Below are 16839 nucleotides of genomic sequence, written 5' to 3'. Positions count from 1 at the left end.
GCATGATTTTTGTTTATTCAGTCTATATCAATGACGTATATTTGTGTTCGAAAAAACAACAAAAAATGTTTAATCTTTAAATTCTAATTTATGAGGTATTTAAGAATCTTATGCATATGTATCATACAGCTGTTTCTGTCTGCTGTTGCATTTGCACAAACACAAGTTACAGGACATGTAGCTGATGTAAGGGGAGAGGATATCATTGGTGCCAATGTAACTGTAAAGGGAACTTCTAATGGGACAATTACAGACATCGATGGTAATTTTACAATCAATGTAGATGATAAGAATGGAACACTGGCAGTCTCGTTTATTGGTTATAAGACTAAAGAAGTGAAGATTGGCGAAAAGGCACGTCTTCAGATTGTTCTTGAAGAAGATACCGAAACTTTGGATGAAGTTGTAGTGGTAGGTTATGGTACACAAACCAAGAAAAGTTTGACCGGAGCAATCAGTGATGTCAAGTCTGATGCGTTGACACGTTCTGTTTCTACCACCACTGCCGGAGCGTTGTCCGGTAAAATAGCAGGTGTATCTACACGTGCTGTGGATGCTCGTCCGGGTAGGGGAATTAATCTCGAAATTCGTAATATGGGTAGTCCGCTGTTTGTAATTGATGGTATTCCTTATGGAGGTATGAATAGTCGTGACTGGTTGCAGGTATCGGATGTTTCCGGTAGTGATGTCTTTAATGCTCTAAACATTGAAGATATTGAAAGTATCACAGTCTTGAAGGATGCTTCTGCTGCTATCTACGGTTTGCGTGCATCAAATGGTGTGGTTTTGGTAACCACCAAGAAAGGTAAAAAGAATGATAAGGTAAGTATCAATGTAAATGGATATTATGGCTGGCAAAACCTGACCCGTTTCCCGAAACTGGCAAATGCAGGACAATATGTAAGAGGGTTGGCTGAAGCAGCGCAGAACAGAGGCGAAGATCCAAGCAAGCTATATAGCCCCGAAGAACTGGCGAAATGGGAAGCCGGTACGGAACCGGGATATAAGAGTTATGACTATTATGATATGGTGATGAGAAAAAATGTGCCACAGTACCACATTAACGCTAACGTGACGGGTGGTTCTGAAAGGACCAATTACTACCTTTCTGTAGCCCATACCGGACAGGATGCCATGATGCGCGACTTCAAATACGAACGTACCAACCTTCAGTTGAATATTGATACAAAGATTACAGATCGTTTTACGATCGGTGCACAGATCAGCGGTAAATACGAAAAGACCGAAGATGTAGGTTTGCCTGGCGGTGATGGATATTATTCGGCTATTTTGTCTATGTTCAAAATGCAACCGATTGAAAGTCCTTATGCTAATGATAATCCGGAGTATATCAATAATGTACATGAGAATGGTTACAATCCGGCAGCTTTCAGCCGTGATATTGCCGGCTATAAAGATAATCTGACTCGTAATGCCAATATCAATGCTTATGCGCAGTATGATTTCTCATTTGGTTTGACTGCAAAGGCTACTTTCTCGTACAATTATACTAACAGTCGTTTTGACGGTTATCAATATGCTTATCAGATTTATACCTACGATAAAGAGAAAGATACTTATAATGGAACTCCTGCCGTAGGACGTTGGAGAAGTCAAATTGATCGTAGCGTTCCTGCGCGTTATATGCAGTTACAATTGAATTATGCCAAACAGATTAAGAACCACAATATTTCGGCTGTTTTGGGTTATGAAGCCTCCGATTACGATTGGACTAAGAAGACTTATGGAACAGAACCTTCTACCGACTATTTGCCGCTATTGCAGTTCGATGAACTTAACAGTTTCGGTGATGAATGGAGTTACGAGGCACGTGCCGGATGGATTGGTCGTATCAATTACGATTTTGCTCACAAATATCTGATTGAATTATTGGCTCGCTATGATGGCTCTTATCTTTATGCAGCGAATAATCGTTGGGGATTCTTCCCGGGTGTATCTATCGGTTGGAGAATCTCGGAAGAGAAATTCTTTGAAAAGTTGAGACCAGTTGTAGATGATTTAAAGATTCGTGCTTCTATCGGTCAGACAGGTACAGAAAAAGATGTAAAGTTGTTCGATTACTTGAGTGGTTATACTTGGAATAATGGTAATGCTGTATTGGATGGCGAGCTGGTTACCGGATTGAACCAAAGAGGATTACCTATTACAAACTTATCCTGGACTAAGAATACGACATCGAATATCGGTTTTGACCTGACCATGTTCAATAATCGTTTGAAGATCACAGCCGATGCTTTCCGTAAGGATATTACTGGTGTGCCGGCTGCCCGCTATGATGTATTGCTTCCGAGCGAAGTAGGCTATTCGTTACCTAATGAAAACTTGAATAAACAAGCTTATATCGGTGCGGAGGGTATGGTTACATGGACCGACCATATCGGTGATTTGAATTATACCGTAAGCGGTAATTTTACTTTCTCACGTTACAAAAGTATTGAGACTTACAAACCACGTTTTAATAACTCCTGGGATGAATATCGCAATTCTGCAGAAGGTCGTTGGGGAGGTATTTATTGGGGATATCAGGTAATCGGCCAGTTCCAGTCGGAAGAAGAAATTCGTAATTATCCGGTAAACCTGGATGGAAATAATAACCGCACCCTGCTTCCTGGTGACTTTATCTATAAAGATGTGAATGGTGATGGCATCATCAATGGTATGGATGAGCGTCCTATCGGTTATCCTGAAGGCTGGGCACCTATCATGTCATTTGGTGGTAATATCGGTTTGCAGTGGAAGGGCATTGACTTGAATATCGACCTTTCCGGTGGTGCTATGCAAGGATGGAGACAGAACTATGAGTTGGCCAATGCATATCATGGCAACGGAAACTCTCCGGTTTATTTGTTGGAAGACCGTTGGCATCGTGCCGACTTGTATGATCCGGATAGTGAATGGATACCGGGACGTTATCCGGCCATCCGTAAAGGTGAATTCAGCTATAACAATAAGAATAGTGACTTTTGGTTGCACAATGTACGCTATCTGCGTATCAAGAACTTGGAAGTGGGTTACAGCTTGCCGGCTCAACTGTTGAGACCGATCCGTGCACAGAAGGTACGTGTTTATGCGAATGTTTCTAACTTGTGTTCGTTCGACAATGTGGGTAAGTTTGGAGTCGATCCTGAAATTACTGCCGCAGCTGCAGTGGTATATCCGCAACAACGTACATTCCTCCTTGGATTTAATATTACATACTAAAAACGAAAGTGATCATGAAAAGCAAATCTATAAAAATACTTCTGATGGGAGCTGCCATCACCTCCATGTTGTCGAGTTGTGGTGACAGTTGGTTCGAAAGAGAACCCAAAAACATTCTTACTAATGAGTTGGTATGGAATGATCCGAACATGATTAAATCGCAGTTGGCCAATCTTTATAATCGTATTCCGCAGTTGCACGGTGATTTCAATACCGGTGGTATGTGTGAAACAGACGATGCGATGTATTGTGGTACATTAGATCAGAATTATCGTAACGAACTGCGTTATGGAAACGACTACGGACGCTGGTGGGATTACGGACTGATACGTGACATCAATATGTCTATTGAGAATATCGATAAGTATGGGACCGATATTTCGGCAGATGAGAAACTTCAGTTCAAAGCAGAGTTCCGTTTTATCCGCGCCTACGTTTATTTTGAGCTTGTAAGACGTATGGGTGGTGTACCATTGATTACAACGACTTTGGAGTATGACTTTAGCGGAGATCCTTCTTATTTACGCAATCCGCGTGCAAAGGAACACGAAATATATGATTTTGTATATAGTGAATGTGAAGCGATTAAGTCGCAATTGGGTAATAAAGGCAGTCAGACTCGTGCCAACTATTACACAGCGTTAGCGTTGGAAAGTCGCGCTATGTTGTATGCCGGTTCTATCGCTAAGTACAACGCGCTGAAAACTCCTAATATTGTGACTTCCGGTGGAGAAGTGGGCATTCCGTCCGATATGGCAGATGATTACTATCGCAAATCATTGACAGCTTCGCAAGAGATTATCACAAAAGGTGGATATGAACTTTATGAGAAGGAGTCAGATAAAGGGGTGAACTTCTACAAGATGCTTATGGACAAGACCCTGAATAAGGAAGCAATTTGGGTGAAAGATTATAAGAATCCTCTGAAGGTGCATAGCTTCGGTTATGATAATGTAGTTCATCATTTAAGAGAGGATAACGACAACTCTTCTTGCATCGGCCCGTCACTAGGATTGGTAGAGGCTTTCGATTATCTGGATGGAACTCCGGGAACGTTACATTATAAAAATGGTAATGATTATGTAGTATATGACACTCCAAGCGATATTTTTGCTAATAAGGATGCACGTTTGTATGGTACGATTATCTATCCGGGTTCCAAGTTCAGAAATCAAGATGTGGATATTCAGGCAGGAGTAGCAGTTTGGAACGATAAGACCGGTTCTTATGATTTACTGACAGACTCGAAATTGGGAAGTTTTTATGAAGATAATAAAACTTTTGTCGGGCAGGACGGACCTCAAACCAACAGTCCTAATGTGAGCAACACCGGATTCTACATCCGTAAGTTTATCAGTGAGGCATCCGGTTACACTCTCCGTAACTACGCTGAAAACTGGTGGCCTTGGTTCCGTTTGGGTGAAATCTATTTGAATGCCGCCGAAGCTGCTTTCGAATTGAATGACGAACCGACAGCTTTACCCTACATCAACCGTTTGCGTCAGCGTGCCGGTTTCCCGGCCAACAGCTTAACAAGCCTGACAATAGAAAAGATTCAGAACGAACGTCGTGTGGAACTGGCTTTCGAAGATCACCGTTATTTTGATATGAAACGATGGAGAATAGCTGATATTACCTGGAACGGAAATACTGATAATGATAAAGCTATCGTATATGGTTTATATCCTTATCGTATTGCAGTGGCAAAACCGGGAACACAGGATCAGGACAAGTACATTTTCGTAAAGACCAGATCCGAACGTTTCAAGGTGGCAAGAACCTTCCAGCAGTCCAACTATTATTCATTCATTGCTGATGATGTAATTAATAACAATCCGACGATTGTTAAAAATCCATTCCAATAAAAAATAAGAGATTATGAAAAAGATTATACCTTTCTTTATTATGATATGTTGTTTGTTGGCAGTAAGCAGTTGCAGCTACGACAACTTTGAGGAACCTAAAGCCACATTAACCGGAAAAGCTATTTATGACGGTGAGGCAGTAGGGGTTAGAAGCGGAAGTTCCGAATTTGCTTTGTTTCAGGATGGTTATGCTCTGAAAGGTTCTATTCCGGTGTATATTGCCCAAGATGGAAGTTATTCCGTGTCCCTTTTCAATGGTGATTACAAATTGGTGCGTATGGGCAATGCACCTTGGGAAAGACCTTCTAATGATACGATCTATATTACCGTAAGAGGAAACACAGTGCAGGATATTCCTGTGACGCCGTATTTCTTTGTCAGAAACGTGTCATTTGCCAAAAACGGTAATAAGATTACAGCACGTTTCACCATTAACAAAGTGGTTGCCAATGCCAATATGGAAAATGTAGGTATTTATCTGGGTACAGGTATCCTGACGGATGAGAAGCAGAAAGAAGCAGAGTTGAAGTTGGGTAATACTGTTTCACTCGATCAAGAAAACACAGCTGAAATTGAAATCCCGAGTGGTTTGGTAAACGAATCGTATCTTTACGCCCGTGTGGGAGTCAAATCGGACAAATCATCAGAATATTGCTATAGTCAGTCTATTAAGGTAGCATTGAAATAAATAGTATCAAGAATATAATACTTGAGGGGGAAGTATCGCAACCTGATATTTCCCCCTTTATCTAATGAATGAAAATAATGATAGTAACGATTAAACAAACTCTAATTGCGTTCGGTCTGATGTTAGCAGTAACGTTCCCTGCTTTTTCACAATCCAATAATCCTATATTGCCGGGTTTTCATGCCGATCCTGAAATTTTGTATTCCAATAAGACAAAGAAGTACTACATTTATTCTACCACAGACGGTCAGCCTGGATGGGGTGGTTGGTATTTTACTGTTTTTTCGTCTGTCGATCTGAAGAACTGGAAGGACGAAGGAGTGATGCTGGATTTAAAATCAGATCAGGTACCTTGGGCGGATGGTAATGCGTGGGCGCCATGTATAGAGGAAAAGTTAGTAGGAGATCAATATAAATATTTCTTTTATTACAGTGGAAATCCTAAAGCAGGAGGAGGAAAGCAGATCGGAGTGGCTATAAGTGATTCGCCTGCCGGACCGTTTGTTGACTTGGGACATCCTATTATAACAGATTCACCTACAGGACACGGGCAACAGATTGATGTGGACGTGTTCACCGATCCGGCTTCGGGGAAGTCATATTTGTATTGGGGAAACGGTTATATGGCAGGTGCAGAGCTTAATGATGATATGATTTCAATTAAGAAAGAGACTATCACGGTGATGACTCCCGAAGGAGGAACGCTACAGGATTATGCTTACCGTGAGGCTGCTTATGTGTTTTATCGTAACGGGCTTTACTATTTCATGTGGTCGGTAGACGATACCGGCTCTCCTAATTATCATGTAGCTTATGGCACTTCGACATCACCTTTGGGACCGATTAAAGTAGCTAAGAACCCTGTCGTATTGATCCAAAACCCGGAAAAGGAAATATATGGCCCTGCTCATAATTCCATCTTGCAAGTTCCCGGTACTGATAAGTGGTATATTGTTTATCATCGCATTAATAAGAATTATCTGAAGAGTGATCCCGGTGTTCATCGTGAAGTATGCATAGATCGCATGGAATTTAATGAAGATGGGAGCATTAAACAAGTAATACCCACCCGTTAGTTATATCTTTTCGGATTTCAATAGATTGTTTGTATGTTTTTAGAACCGTATTGTGTGATTTGAATAATTAAAGATTTTAGATGAATAGGATGAAAGGTAAAAAGATTTTAGCCGCTTTAGGCTTCTTCTCAATAGCCGGTGCGGCAGGTGGATGTTCCCAACCTGCCCCCAATATACGTTATCAGATAGAAACAGACCAACCCTGTCAGACGATGGCATACTTTAGTGCTTCCGATGCCTGGAGTATGCAATTCATCGGGCTTTGGCCGCAGGAGAAACAAAACCAAATAGCCGACTGGCTGTTCAGCACGGAGAATGACGCCAACGGACAACCGAAAGGTATCGGACTGTCACTCTGGCGTTTCAATGTCGGAGCAGGTAGCACGGAGCAAGGAGAGGACAGTCAAATTGCTTCCCCCTGGATGCGTGCCGAATGTTTCCTGAATCCCGACGGAACATACGACTGGAACAAGCAACAAGGTCAACGCAACTTTCTGAAACTGGCTAAAGAACGGGGAGTCAGCAAATTTCTGGCTTTCCTGAACTCTCCTCCCGTATATTACACACAGAACGGATTGGCTACCAACACCGGCCGTGGAGGTACGGCGAACCTGAAACCGGATTGTTATGAAAAGTACGCTCGTTTTCTGGCTGATGTAGTGCAGGGAGTAGAACAACACGATGGCATCAAGTTCAACTATATCTGTCCTTTCAATGAGCCGGACGGACACTGGAACTGGGTCGGTCCGAAGCAGGAAGGCTGTCCGGCAACGAACAGGGAAATAGCCCGCACCGTTCGTCTGTTGAGCAAAGAGTTTGTAGACCGGAACATGGATACACAGATTATGGTCAATGAGTCTTCCGATTATCGTTGTATGTTCCGCACTCACGAAACGGATTGGCAACGGGGGTATCAGATTCAGGCTTTCTTCTGTCCGGATAGTGTGGATACGTATTTGGGAGATACTCCGAATGTTCCCCGCCTGATGCTCGGTCATAGTTATTGGACAACGACTCCGTTAAGTGAATTACGTAATATCCGCTGCCAGCTACGGGATACATTAGATAAACATCAAGTTGGTTTCTGGCAAACAGAAACCTGCATCATGGGCAATGATGAAGAAATTGGTGGTGGAAATGGTTTCGACCATACGATGAAAACAGCACTCTATGTGGCACGTATCATTCATCACGATATTGTGTATGCCAAAGCTGAAAGCTGGCAATGGTGGCGTGCTATTGGTGGTGATTATAAGGATGGATTGATTCGCGAATATACTACGGATGATAACTTCCTGGATGGCAGAGTGGAAGACTCCAAACTGATGTGGGCTTTAGGTAATTATAGTCGTTTTATTCGTCCGGGGGCAGTCCGGTTGTCCGTTTCGGCTTTCGATCAAACAGACGCTTTGATTCCTGATGGCGACACCGATCAGCAGGGATTGATGTGTTCTGCTTATAAGAATGTAGACGGAACGTATGTGATGGTAGTGATTAATTATGCCAATGAAGAAAAAGAGTTTTCTATTCATAAAAGAAAAGTAGGAAATGCACAATGGCAGATTTATTGTACTTCAGATAAAGAAGGGGAAGATTTGCTTCCGGTGGGGACAGTGAAAAGTGGAAAGATTGTTCAGATTCCGGCACGTTCTATTATAACGCTTCAGAGCAAATAATTAAAAACGGCTTTGTATTTTTATTTCTTTTTGAAAGTTGTACATTTGTGTGTCCGTCCATTACTACGAAGGTAATGGACGGACGCAATGCATAAACAAGGAGGTCTTTTATGGACAATAGAGGAAATATTGTCATTTATCAGACAAAGGATGGGAAAACTTCCATTGATGTAAAGTTGGAGAATGAGACGGTGTGGCTGACGCAGGCGCAAATGGCAGACTTATTCCAGAAGGATAGAACTGTCATCGGTAGACATATAAATAATGTATATCGGGAAGGAGAGTTGGAGCGTGATATCACGTGTGCAAAATTCGCACATGTGGGTAGCGATAATGACCAACAATACGTTTGTAGCACTTACGTTAATGATTGCCGAAAGCCGGACGGAAGAAAAGGACGTGATGGTGAAGGTAGTAATCAATTTGATTAATAAGAATAATTGAATTTAGGTCTTATTGATGGATGATATAGGCAATGAGAGATACCTCGTCGCAGGGTATCTCTCATTTATTGTCAGGAATACCATTTTGCTGATGTCAGCAAAATGATAGGTGATAGAGGAATGTGTATTTTTATATGAGAAGAAGATCCTATATGAAGATGTTTATATAGAAATATATAAAAAGAGGTTTATTTGTGGAGCGTATTCTTATTCGGAGTATTCCATACTTTTGTCTGATCGCATACAATATCCATCCATTGGTCACCGCATTTAATCTTGAAATCTCCTTTTTCCAGTCTCCACTTACCGTCATATCCCACAAATGCCAAGTCGCTTCCTTTCAGTTTCAGCGTAACCGTCTTTGTTTCTCCCGGTTCCAGAGAAACCTTTTCGAAGTTTCGTAAACGGATATTGTCCGGTGTGCTGCTTGCCACTAAGTCCTTAGAGAACAATAACACACTCTCTTTTCCGGCAACTTTGCCCGTGTTGGTTACGTCAACCGTGAATATCAGTTCGTCGTCAGCATTAAAAGTCGGTTTATTTACTTTTAAATTGCTGTACTTATAATTCGTATAGCTTAATCCGAAACCGAACGGCCATTGAATATCCATCACCGAATCATAATTGTAGTTACCTCCCATTTGCCCCATGTTTTCGCAAGGCTTGTAGTCATAAGTTGCCAAAGCGTTGATAAGTCGGGGATAGGTGAACGGCATTTTTCCACTGAAGTTGGCATCACCGGCCAATAAGTTAGCAAGTGCATCACCACCGTAATTGCTTGGCAACATGATGTTGACAACCGCTTTAGCTAAAGGCACTATATCGTTGATAATACGTGGACGTCCCTGATTCAGAACCAGGACAATAGGTTTGCCCGTAGCGGCCAGAGCTTTTACCAGATTGCGCTGGTTTTCTGATAAGGTAAGATCCGTCAGGTTGCCCGGAGTTTCGCAATAAGAGTTTTCACCGATGCAGGTGATGATAATATCCGCTTGTGCTGCCGCTGCCACAGGTTTTTCAGTTTCCGGTTTGTTTTCTTCCCACCAATTATCGTTTTTGTAAGAAGCATAGGTCACTCCCGGTTCATAGATAATATTCTCTTTTCCGTATTTCTCACACAAAGCCTCGTAGATGGTATGATATGCCTGCGCATACTCATCAGCAACGTGTCCCTGCCAGCTATACGACCATCCGCCGTTCAGACAACGCATCGAGTTTGCGTTCGGACCGGTCAGCAGAATCTTTTTGCCTTTCGCTATCGGCAGGATATTTCCGTCATTCTTTAGCAACACTTCCGATTCCTCGGCAGCCTGCAGGGCAACAGCTGCAAATTCCTTAGAACCGAACTTGTCATACTTCTTAATGTCCCAATATGGATGGTCAAATAATCCCAGACGATATTTCAGACGCAACACACGGGCTACTGCATCATCGATACGCTCCATAGATACCTCTCCTTCTTCAACCAACTCTTTCAGATAATCGCAGAAACTCACTTCATAAGGAACCATCGACATGTCGATACCAGCATTGATGACAATCTTGACAGCCTCTTTCTTGGTGGCAGCGATGTGATCCCGGGTACAGAGATTGTTAATGTCCGCCCAGTCTGTAACAATCAGTCCGTCCCAGTTCAAGTCTTCTTTCAGCCATTCGGTCAGCAACTCACGGTTGGCGTGAAAAGGCAGTCCGTTGTCAACGCCGGAGTTTACCATTACGCTCAATGCACCCTGACGTACAGCGGCAAGGAAAGGAGCGAAATGTTTTTCACGCATATCACTGCGTGAGATGGAAGATGGAGTACGGTCTTTACCGGAAACAGGTACACCGTAACCCATATAATGCTTCATGCACGCAGCTACATTGTATTCTCCGATACGGTTCGGGTCTTCTCCCTGAAAACCTTTCACGGCCGATACACCCATTTCTGCGTTTACATAACAATCTTCACCATAGTTCTCCCACATACGTGCCCAGCGCGGGTCGCGGCCTAAGTCGACTACCGGGGCGAACGTCCAGGGGATGCAGCCTGCTTTCGTTTCATAAGCGGAGATTTTGGCACCTCTTCTCGTTAGCTCGCGGTTGAAGGTGGCTCCCATGTTGATGCCTTGCGGAAACATCGTTCCGTCCAATGTGTAAGTCGTTCCATGAATCTGATCTACCCCATAGATGCAGGGAATACCGATCTCCTTCATCGATTTCTCCTGTATCTGTTTGATGGCTTCCGCCCACTTCTCCTTTTTCTGTGCTACCCCTAAAGGAACATTCAACAGTGAACCTACTTTATATTTACCGATAACCGTGTCGAGCATTGCCTCGCTAAGGCAGAATCCTTTCTTACGACTGGTTTCAAGATCGGATACCACATCAATCGTGATTTCACACATCTGACCGATTTTTTGTTCGAGAGTCATTTTCTGAAGCCATTCCCGGATATGAGTTTCAATAGCCGGATCGGTCGGGATGACAGGAGAGGCAGTCTGTGCATGAGGCGTAAGACAAGTACCGGCAAAGGCTGATACTAATACCATTTTCTTAATGTTTTTCATGAGTTGATATTTTTAGAGTGAGACTTTAATTCTATTACAAATGTAGGAAGAATTGCACTCACCCGAAAGGGCGAAATGCAATTGAATACAAATCATGCCCCAATAAAATACATTCTATTCTCTTCTATGCCTTGCGAGACTTTCCGAATGTAACATTATTGCCTTATATTTGAAACGAAAAACGCTATCCTGAAAGAAAACGTTCCGCACCTTGAAACATAACGAACCTTGTTTCTGCCGGATTATGGTGAACTTTGCCATCAGTACAAACTTTAAAAATAAGAATGATGAAGAACAGTTGCAGACTTTTATTAATCTTAATCGGATTATGGATGGCTAATGTCTCCCTCGCACAAAAGACATTCAGGAACCCCATTATCACAGGAATGAATCCCGACCCGAGCATTTGCAGGGTGGGAGATGATTTTTACTTGGTTACTTCTACCTTTGAATATTTTCCCGGTCTGCCGGTTTATCATAGTAAAGACCTTGTTCATTGGAAACTGATCGGTCATGCCCTGTCCCGCCCGGAAAATAATCCGTTGATGGGATGCAATGCCTCCACCGGCGGACAGTATGCTCCGACGTTACGATACCATGACGGTACATTCTATGTGATTGGCACGAACTATGGAGGAAAAGGTTCGCAAGGAGTATTCTATGTGACGGCAAAGAATCCTGCAGGTCCCTGGTCTGATCCGGTATGGGTGGGGAACTGGTATGTAGATCCGTCTATTGAGTTTATCGACGGAAAGATGTACTTTTTGAGTCCGGATAATCAAGGCAGCTTCCTGTTGGGAGTGATGGACCCCGAAACCGGAACGTTTGTGGAAGCTTTGAGAAAAGTAGCTTCCGGTCTGGGAGGCTCTTCACCGGAAGGACCTCATTTCTATAAGATAGGCGATTATTACTATATCATGTCTGCCGAAGGAGGAACGGGCTACGAGCATCGGGAAGTCATACAACGGAGTAAATCCCCTTGGGGACCGTATGAGCCCAGTCCTGTAAATCCTGTCCTTTCGAATATGAACTGTCCCGATCATCCTTTCCAGGCGATAGGTCATGCCGACCTCGTCCAACTGAAAGATGGAAGCTGGTGGGCAGTTTGTCTGGGAATAAGACCAGTGAACGGCAAGTACCAGCATTTAGGGCGTGAAACGTTCCTAGCACCTGTGACGTGGGATGCCGACGGCTGGCCTAAGGTGGGTAAAGATGGTGTCGTACAGGAAACATATCTCTTCCCCAACCTGCCGTCACACGTTTGGATGGAACAACCGGTTCGTGATGATTTCGATCAGGAAACACTGGGGTTGGACTGGACTTTTATCCGCAATCCTGCTCATTCGTTCTGGTCATTGACGGAGAAGCCGGGTTCGCTGCGTCTGAAAGGAACAGCAATCAACTTCACAACGAATGATTCTCCTTCTTTTATCGGCCGCCGGCAGGCTGCTTTCAATCTGACTGCATCTGCAAAAGTCAACTTTATTCCGAAAGTGGAAAATGAAGAGGCGGGACTGGTAGTAAGAGCGGATGATAAGAATCATTATGACCTGCTGATAACGGAGCGGAACGGACAGCGGGTTGCCATGATCCGTAAAACTTTGAAGGATAAAGTGGTCGATACCACCTGCAAAGAACTTCCTGCTACCGGAGAGGTGATCTTATCCATCACCGCCACCGAGACGACCTATACGTTTGAGATAAAGGCAGCCCACGTTTCTGCTATATTGGGAACAGCTTCCACGCGTGATGTCTCCAATGAAGTGGTAGGTGGATTTACCGGTGTATTTATAGGTATGTATGCATCCGGTAATGGGCAGGCAAATACAAATCCGGCCGACTTTGACTGGTTCGATTTTCGCTGCTTGGACTAAGCTGAAGAGGGTTGAAAACAAATCATACGCAAAAGGGAAACATTCTGTGCGTATGGGTAAAACATTTGGCAGACCGGGTGTGAACGAAATACCATATTTCCTTTGGGAAAAACATCTACTTTTGTATCGTCGGCTGGCAAAAGATGTTTAACTCTTAAATTATATAATATGCGAAACGCTTTATTCCTTATTTTTATTTCGCTTTGTTCCGTATGCAAGTCATCAGCTCAAGGTTACAGTAATCCTGTAATCCCCGGTTTCCATCCCGATCCGAGTGTTTGCAAGGCAGGGGATGATTATTATTTAGTCAACAGCAGCTTTCAATATTTCCCCGGAGTGCCTTTGTTTCACAGTAAAGACCTTGTGCATTGGGAGCAGATAGGAAACTGTCTGACCCGTCCGTCCCAGCTTGATCTGACTAATGCTAATTCGGGAAGCGGTATTTTCGCTCCTACCATTCGTTACAATGATGGAGTGTTTTACATGATTACGACTAATGTCTCCGGTAAGGGGAATTTCCTGGTACATACTACTGATCCCCGTAGTGAATGGTCGGAACCAGTCTGGCTCGAGCAAGGAGGCATCGATCCTTCGCTTTATTTTGAGGATGGCAAATGTTTTATGGTCAGTAATCCGGATGGATACATCAACCTGTGTGAGATTGACCCCATGACAGGCAAACAGCTTTCTTCTTCCAAACGAATATGGAACGGCACTGGAGGCAGATATGCCGAGGGTCCGCACATTTATAAGAAAGACGGCTGGTACTATCTGCTGATTTCGGAGGGCGGTACGGAATTGGGACATAAAGTAACCATTGCCCGCAGCCGTTACATTGACGGGCCTTATCAGGGAAATCCGGCAAATCCTATTCTGACCCATGCCAATGAATCGGGACAATCCAGTCCGATTCAGGGAACAGGGCATGCTGATCTGGTGGAAGGCACCGATGGTTCTTGGTGGATGGTTTGTCTGGCATACAGAATTATGCCGGGAACTCATCATACATTGGGACGTGAAACGTATCTGGCTCCGGTGCGGTGGGATAAGGACGCCTGGCCTGTAGTCAATAGCAATGGAACCATTTCTTTGAAGATGGACGTCCCTACTCTGCCTCAACAGGAAATGAAAGGCAGACCGGAACGAATAGACTTTAAAGAAGGAAAGCTTTCTCCCGAATGGATTCATCTGCAGAATCCCGAAGCGAAGAATTATATTTTTACCAAAGATGGAAAACTTCGTTTGATAGCGACTCCCGTTACGTTAAGCGATTGGAAAAGCCCTACCTTTGTCGCCTTGCGGCAGGAACATTTTGATATGGAAGCATCCGCTCCGGTAGTCTTGCAGAAAGCGGGAGTGAATGATGAAGCGGGAATTTCCGTCTTTATGGAGTTTCATTCTCACTACGATTTATTTGTCCGTCAGGATAAGGATCGGAAACGTTCTGTTGGCTTGCGATATAAACTGGGAGAGATTACCCATTATGCCAAAGAAGTTTCCCTACCGACGGATGGTGAGGTGGAACTGGTGGTGAAGTCGGATATCAATTACTATTATTTTGGTTATAAAGTGAATGGAATATATCATGATCTGGGTAAGATGAACACGCGTTATCTAAGCACTGAAACAGCAGGCGGATTTACCGGAGTCGTATTGGGGCTTTACATTACATCAGCTTCTAAAGATTCGAAGGCGTATGCTGATTTTGAGTACTTTAAGTATAAAGGGAAACCGGGAGAAAACAAATGAATCCCTTTTATAAAACAAATTCACCCCATCGTTTCCAAAACGCTCCCTATATGAATAACATTACAGAAGTGAAGTTACATGTCGAATACATAATTTTGTGGTGTAGAAAACAAATGTGTTTTGATGAGGCAAGGTTAACGGTTTTAAATTTAATCTAATAGTATAGAAGAATATGGAAAAACAGTCATTTAGTGATGGATTATTTAGTCCATTGGGTATTAAACGAGTCATATTTATGCTGGTGTTGCTCACCACCTCTTTTATATCATGTAGCAACAGTGATGAAAAAGGAGGAAGTCTGGAAGTGGCACAGGAATATCGTAATCTGGAGTTTGACGCTCGTGGAAGCAGGCAGACTATTCAGATAGACGGTCCGGCCGAATGGCATATCAGTACTTCGGAAAGTTGGTGTAAAAGTTCACATACTATCGGTGAAGGAAAACAATATGTAAATATCACAGTAGAGGCCAATGATACGCAGAAAGAGAGGACGGCTACCGTCACCGTTTCGGCGAGTGGCGCTCCTGATATTATTATCAATGTAAAGCAGTCCCTATATAGCGTACCTGCATACGATGAATACATTGCACCTGATAATACAGGGATGCGTGATTTGACTTCCATGCAACTGTCGGCATTGATGAAAGCCGGAGTGAATGTAGGGAATACATTTGAGGCGGTGATTGTGGGAAATGACGGAAGTCTTTCCGGCGATGAAACGTGTTGGGGAAATCCTACACCGAACAAGGTTCTTTTCGAGGGTATCAAAGCAGCGGGCTTTGATGTCGTGCGTATACCGGTAGCTTATTCTCATCAGTTTGAAGATGCGGCAACGTATAAGATTAAGAGTGCATGGATGGATAAGGTGGAGGCTGCCGTGAAAGCTGCGCTTGATGCCGGTCTCTATGTTATTATCAATATCCACTGGGAAGGTGGCTGGCTGAACCATCCGGTAGATGCCAATAAAGAAGCTCTGGATGAAAGACTGGAAGCGATGTGGAAACAGATCGCCTTAAGATTCAGAGACTATGACGACCGTCTGCTCTTTGCCGGAACCAATGAGGTGAATAATGACGACGCTAACGGTGCGCAGCCTACAGAGGAGAATTACCGGGTACAGAATGGTTTCAATCAGGTGTTTGTCAATACGGTTAGAGCTACCGGAGGACGTAATCATTACCGTCATCTGATTGTGCAGGCATATAATACCGATGTGGCGAAAGCGGTCGCGCATTTCACAATGCCGCTCGATATTGTTCAAAATCGTATTTTCCTGGAATGTCATTACTATGATCCTTATGATTTCACAATCATGCCTAACGATGAGAATTTCAAGAGTCAATGGGGAGCTGCGTTTGCAGGTGGAGATGTATCTGCTACCGGACAGGAGGGGGACATAGAGGCTACTTTAAGTTCGCTGAATGTATTTATCAATAATAATGTTCCTGTAATCATCGGCGAATATGGTCCGACATTAAGAGACCAGTTGACCGGAGAGGCTTTGGAGAATCATTTGAAATCGCGTAATGACTATATCGAATATGTAGTGAAAACCTGTGTGAAGAATAAGCTCGTTCCCTTGTACTGGGATGCCGGCTATACCGAAAAACTGTTTGACCGTACTACAGGACAACCGCATAATGCAGCATCCATAGCAGCGATTATGAAAGGATTAAATTGAATATTAACCATTTAAA

The 16839-nt window shown here is 43.4% G+C and carries 10 protein-coding genes; 9 read left to right on the top strand and 1 reads right to left on the bottom strand.

The window, feature by feature from the left end; genetic code table 11:
• Positions 1-90 precede the first annotated feature (90 nt).
• The 6 genes from Bovatus_RS14960 to Bovatus_RS14935 all read left to right on the top strand — a co-directional run bounded on the left by Bovatus_RS14960 (position 91) and on the right by Bovatus_RS14935 (position 8958).
• Positions 91-3222 carry a SusC/RagA family TonB-linked outer membrane protein gene (locus Bovatus_RS14960; protein WP_004298469.1) on the top strand — a complete coding sequence of 1044 codons (3132 nt, stop codon included), beginning with the start codon at positions 91-93 and terminating at the stop codon, positions 3220-3222.
• Positions 3223-3236: 14 nt separating this feature from the next.
• Positions 3237-5087, top strand: coding sequence for a RagB/SusD family nutrient uptake outer membrane protein (locus Bovatus_RS14955; protein ID WP_004298468.1), 1851 nt, complete (start codon positions 3237-3239; stop codon positions 5085-5087).
• Positions 5088-5100: 13 nt separating this feature from the next.
• Complete coding sequence (locus Bovatus_RS14950; RefSeq protein ID WP_004298466.1) at positions 5101-5775, top strand: DUF3823 domain-containing protein; 675 nt, start codon at positions 5101-5103, stop codon at positions 5773-5775.
• A 68-nt stretch (positions 5776-5843) separates the two neighbouring features.
• Positions 5844-6851, top strand: coding sequence for a family 43 glycosylhydrolase (locus Bovatus_RS14945; RefSeq protein ID WP_004298463.1), 1008 nt, complete (start codon positions 5844-5846; stop codon positions 6849-6851).
• A gap of 80 nt (positions 6852-6931) precedes the next feature.
• A complete protein-coding gene (locus tag Bovatus_RS14940; RefSeq protein ID WP_004298461.1) occupies positions 6932-8527 on the top strand; it encodes a glycoside hydrolase family 30 protein in 1596 nt (531 codons plus the stop codon).
• A gap of 110 nt (positions 8528-8637) precedes the next feature.
• Complete coding sequence (locus tag Bovatus_RS14935; protein ID WP_004298459.1) at positions 8638-8958, top strand: hypothetical protein; 321 nt, start codon at positions 8638-8640, stop codon at positions 8956-8958.
• A gap of 200 nt (positions 8959-9158) precedes the next feature.
• Here Bovatus_RS14935 and Bovatus_RS14930 read toward each other — a convergent pair whose 3' ends face one another.
• Positions 9159-11519: a glycoside hydrolase family 3 protein gene (locus tag Bovatus_RS14930; protein ID WP_004298458.1), complete on the bottom strand. Its 2361-nt coding sequence runs from the start codon at positions 11517-11519 to the stop codon at positions 9159-9161.
• A 284-nt stretch (positions 11520-11803) separates the two neighbouring features.
• Here Bovatus_RS14930 and Bovatus_RS14925 point away from each other — a divergent pair, with 284 nt between their 5' ends.
• The 3 genes from Bovatus_RS14925 (at position 11804) to Bovatus_RS14915 (ending at position 16823) form a co-directional block, all read left to right on the top strand.
• Positions 11804-13393 (top strand): glycoside hydrolase family 43 protein, encoded by a 1590-nt coding sequence (locus Bovatus_RS14925; RefSeq protein WP_052587925.1) that lies wholly within the window; start codon positions 11804-11806, stop codon positions 13391-13393.
• 168 nt (positions 13394-13561) lie between these two features.
• Positions 13562-15142 carry a glycoside hydrolase family 43 protein gene (locus tag Bovatus_RS14920; RefSeq protein ID WP_004298447.1) on the top strand — a complete coding sequence of 527 codons (1581 nt, stop codon included), beginning with the start codon at positions 13562-13564 and terminating at the stop codon, positions 15140-15142.
• Between the two features lie 172 nt (positions 15143-15314).
• On the top strand, positions 15315-16823 hold the full coding sequence (locus Bovatus_RS14915; RefSeq protein ID WP_004298445.1) for a cellulase family glycosylhydrolase: 1509 nt from the start codon (positions 15315-15317) through the stop codon (positions 16821-16823).
• Positions 16824-16839 lie beyond the last annotated feature (16 nt).

This window comes from Bacteroides ovatus (assembly GCF_001314995.1).
GTDB classification, from domain to species: domain Bacteria; phylum Bacteroidota; class Bacteroidia; order Bacteroidales; family Bacteroidaceae; genus Bacteroides; species Bacteroides ovatus.
Note: the sequence above shows the minus strand (reverse complement) of the source record. Positions and strands in the feature narration are given on the sequence as shown.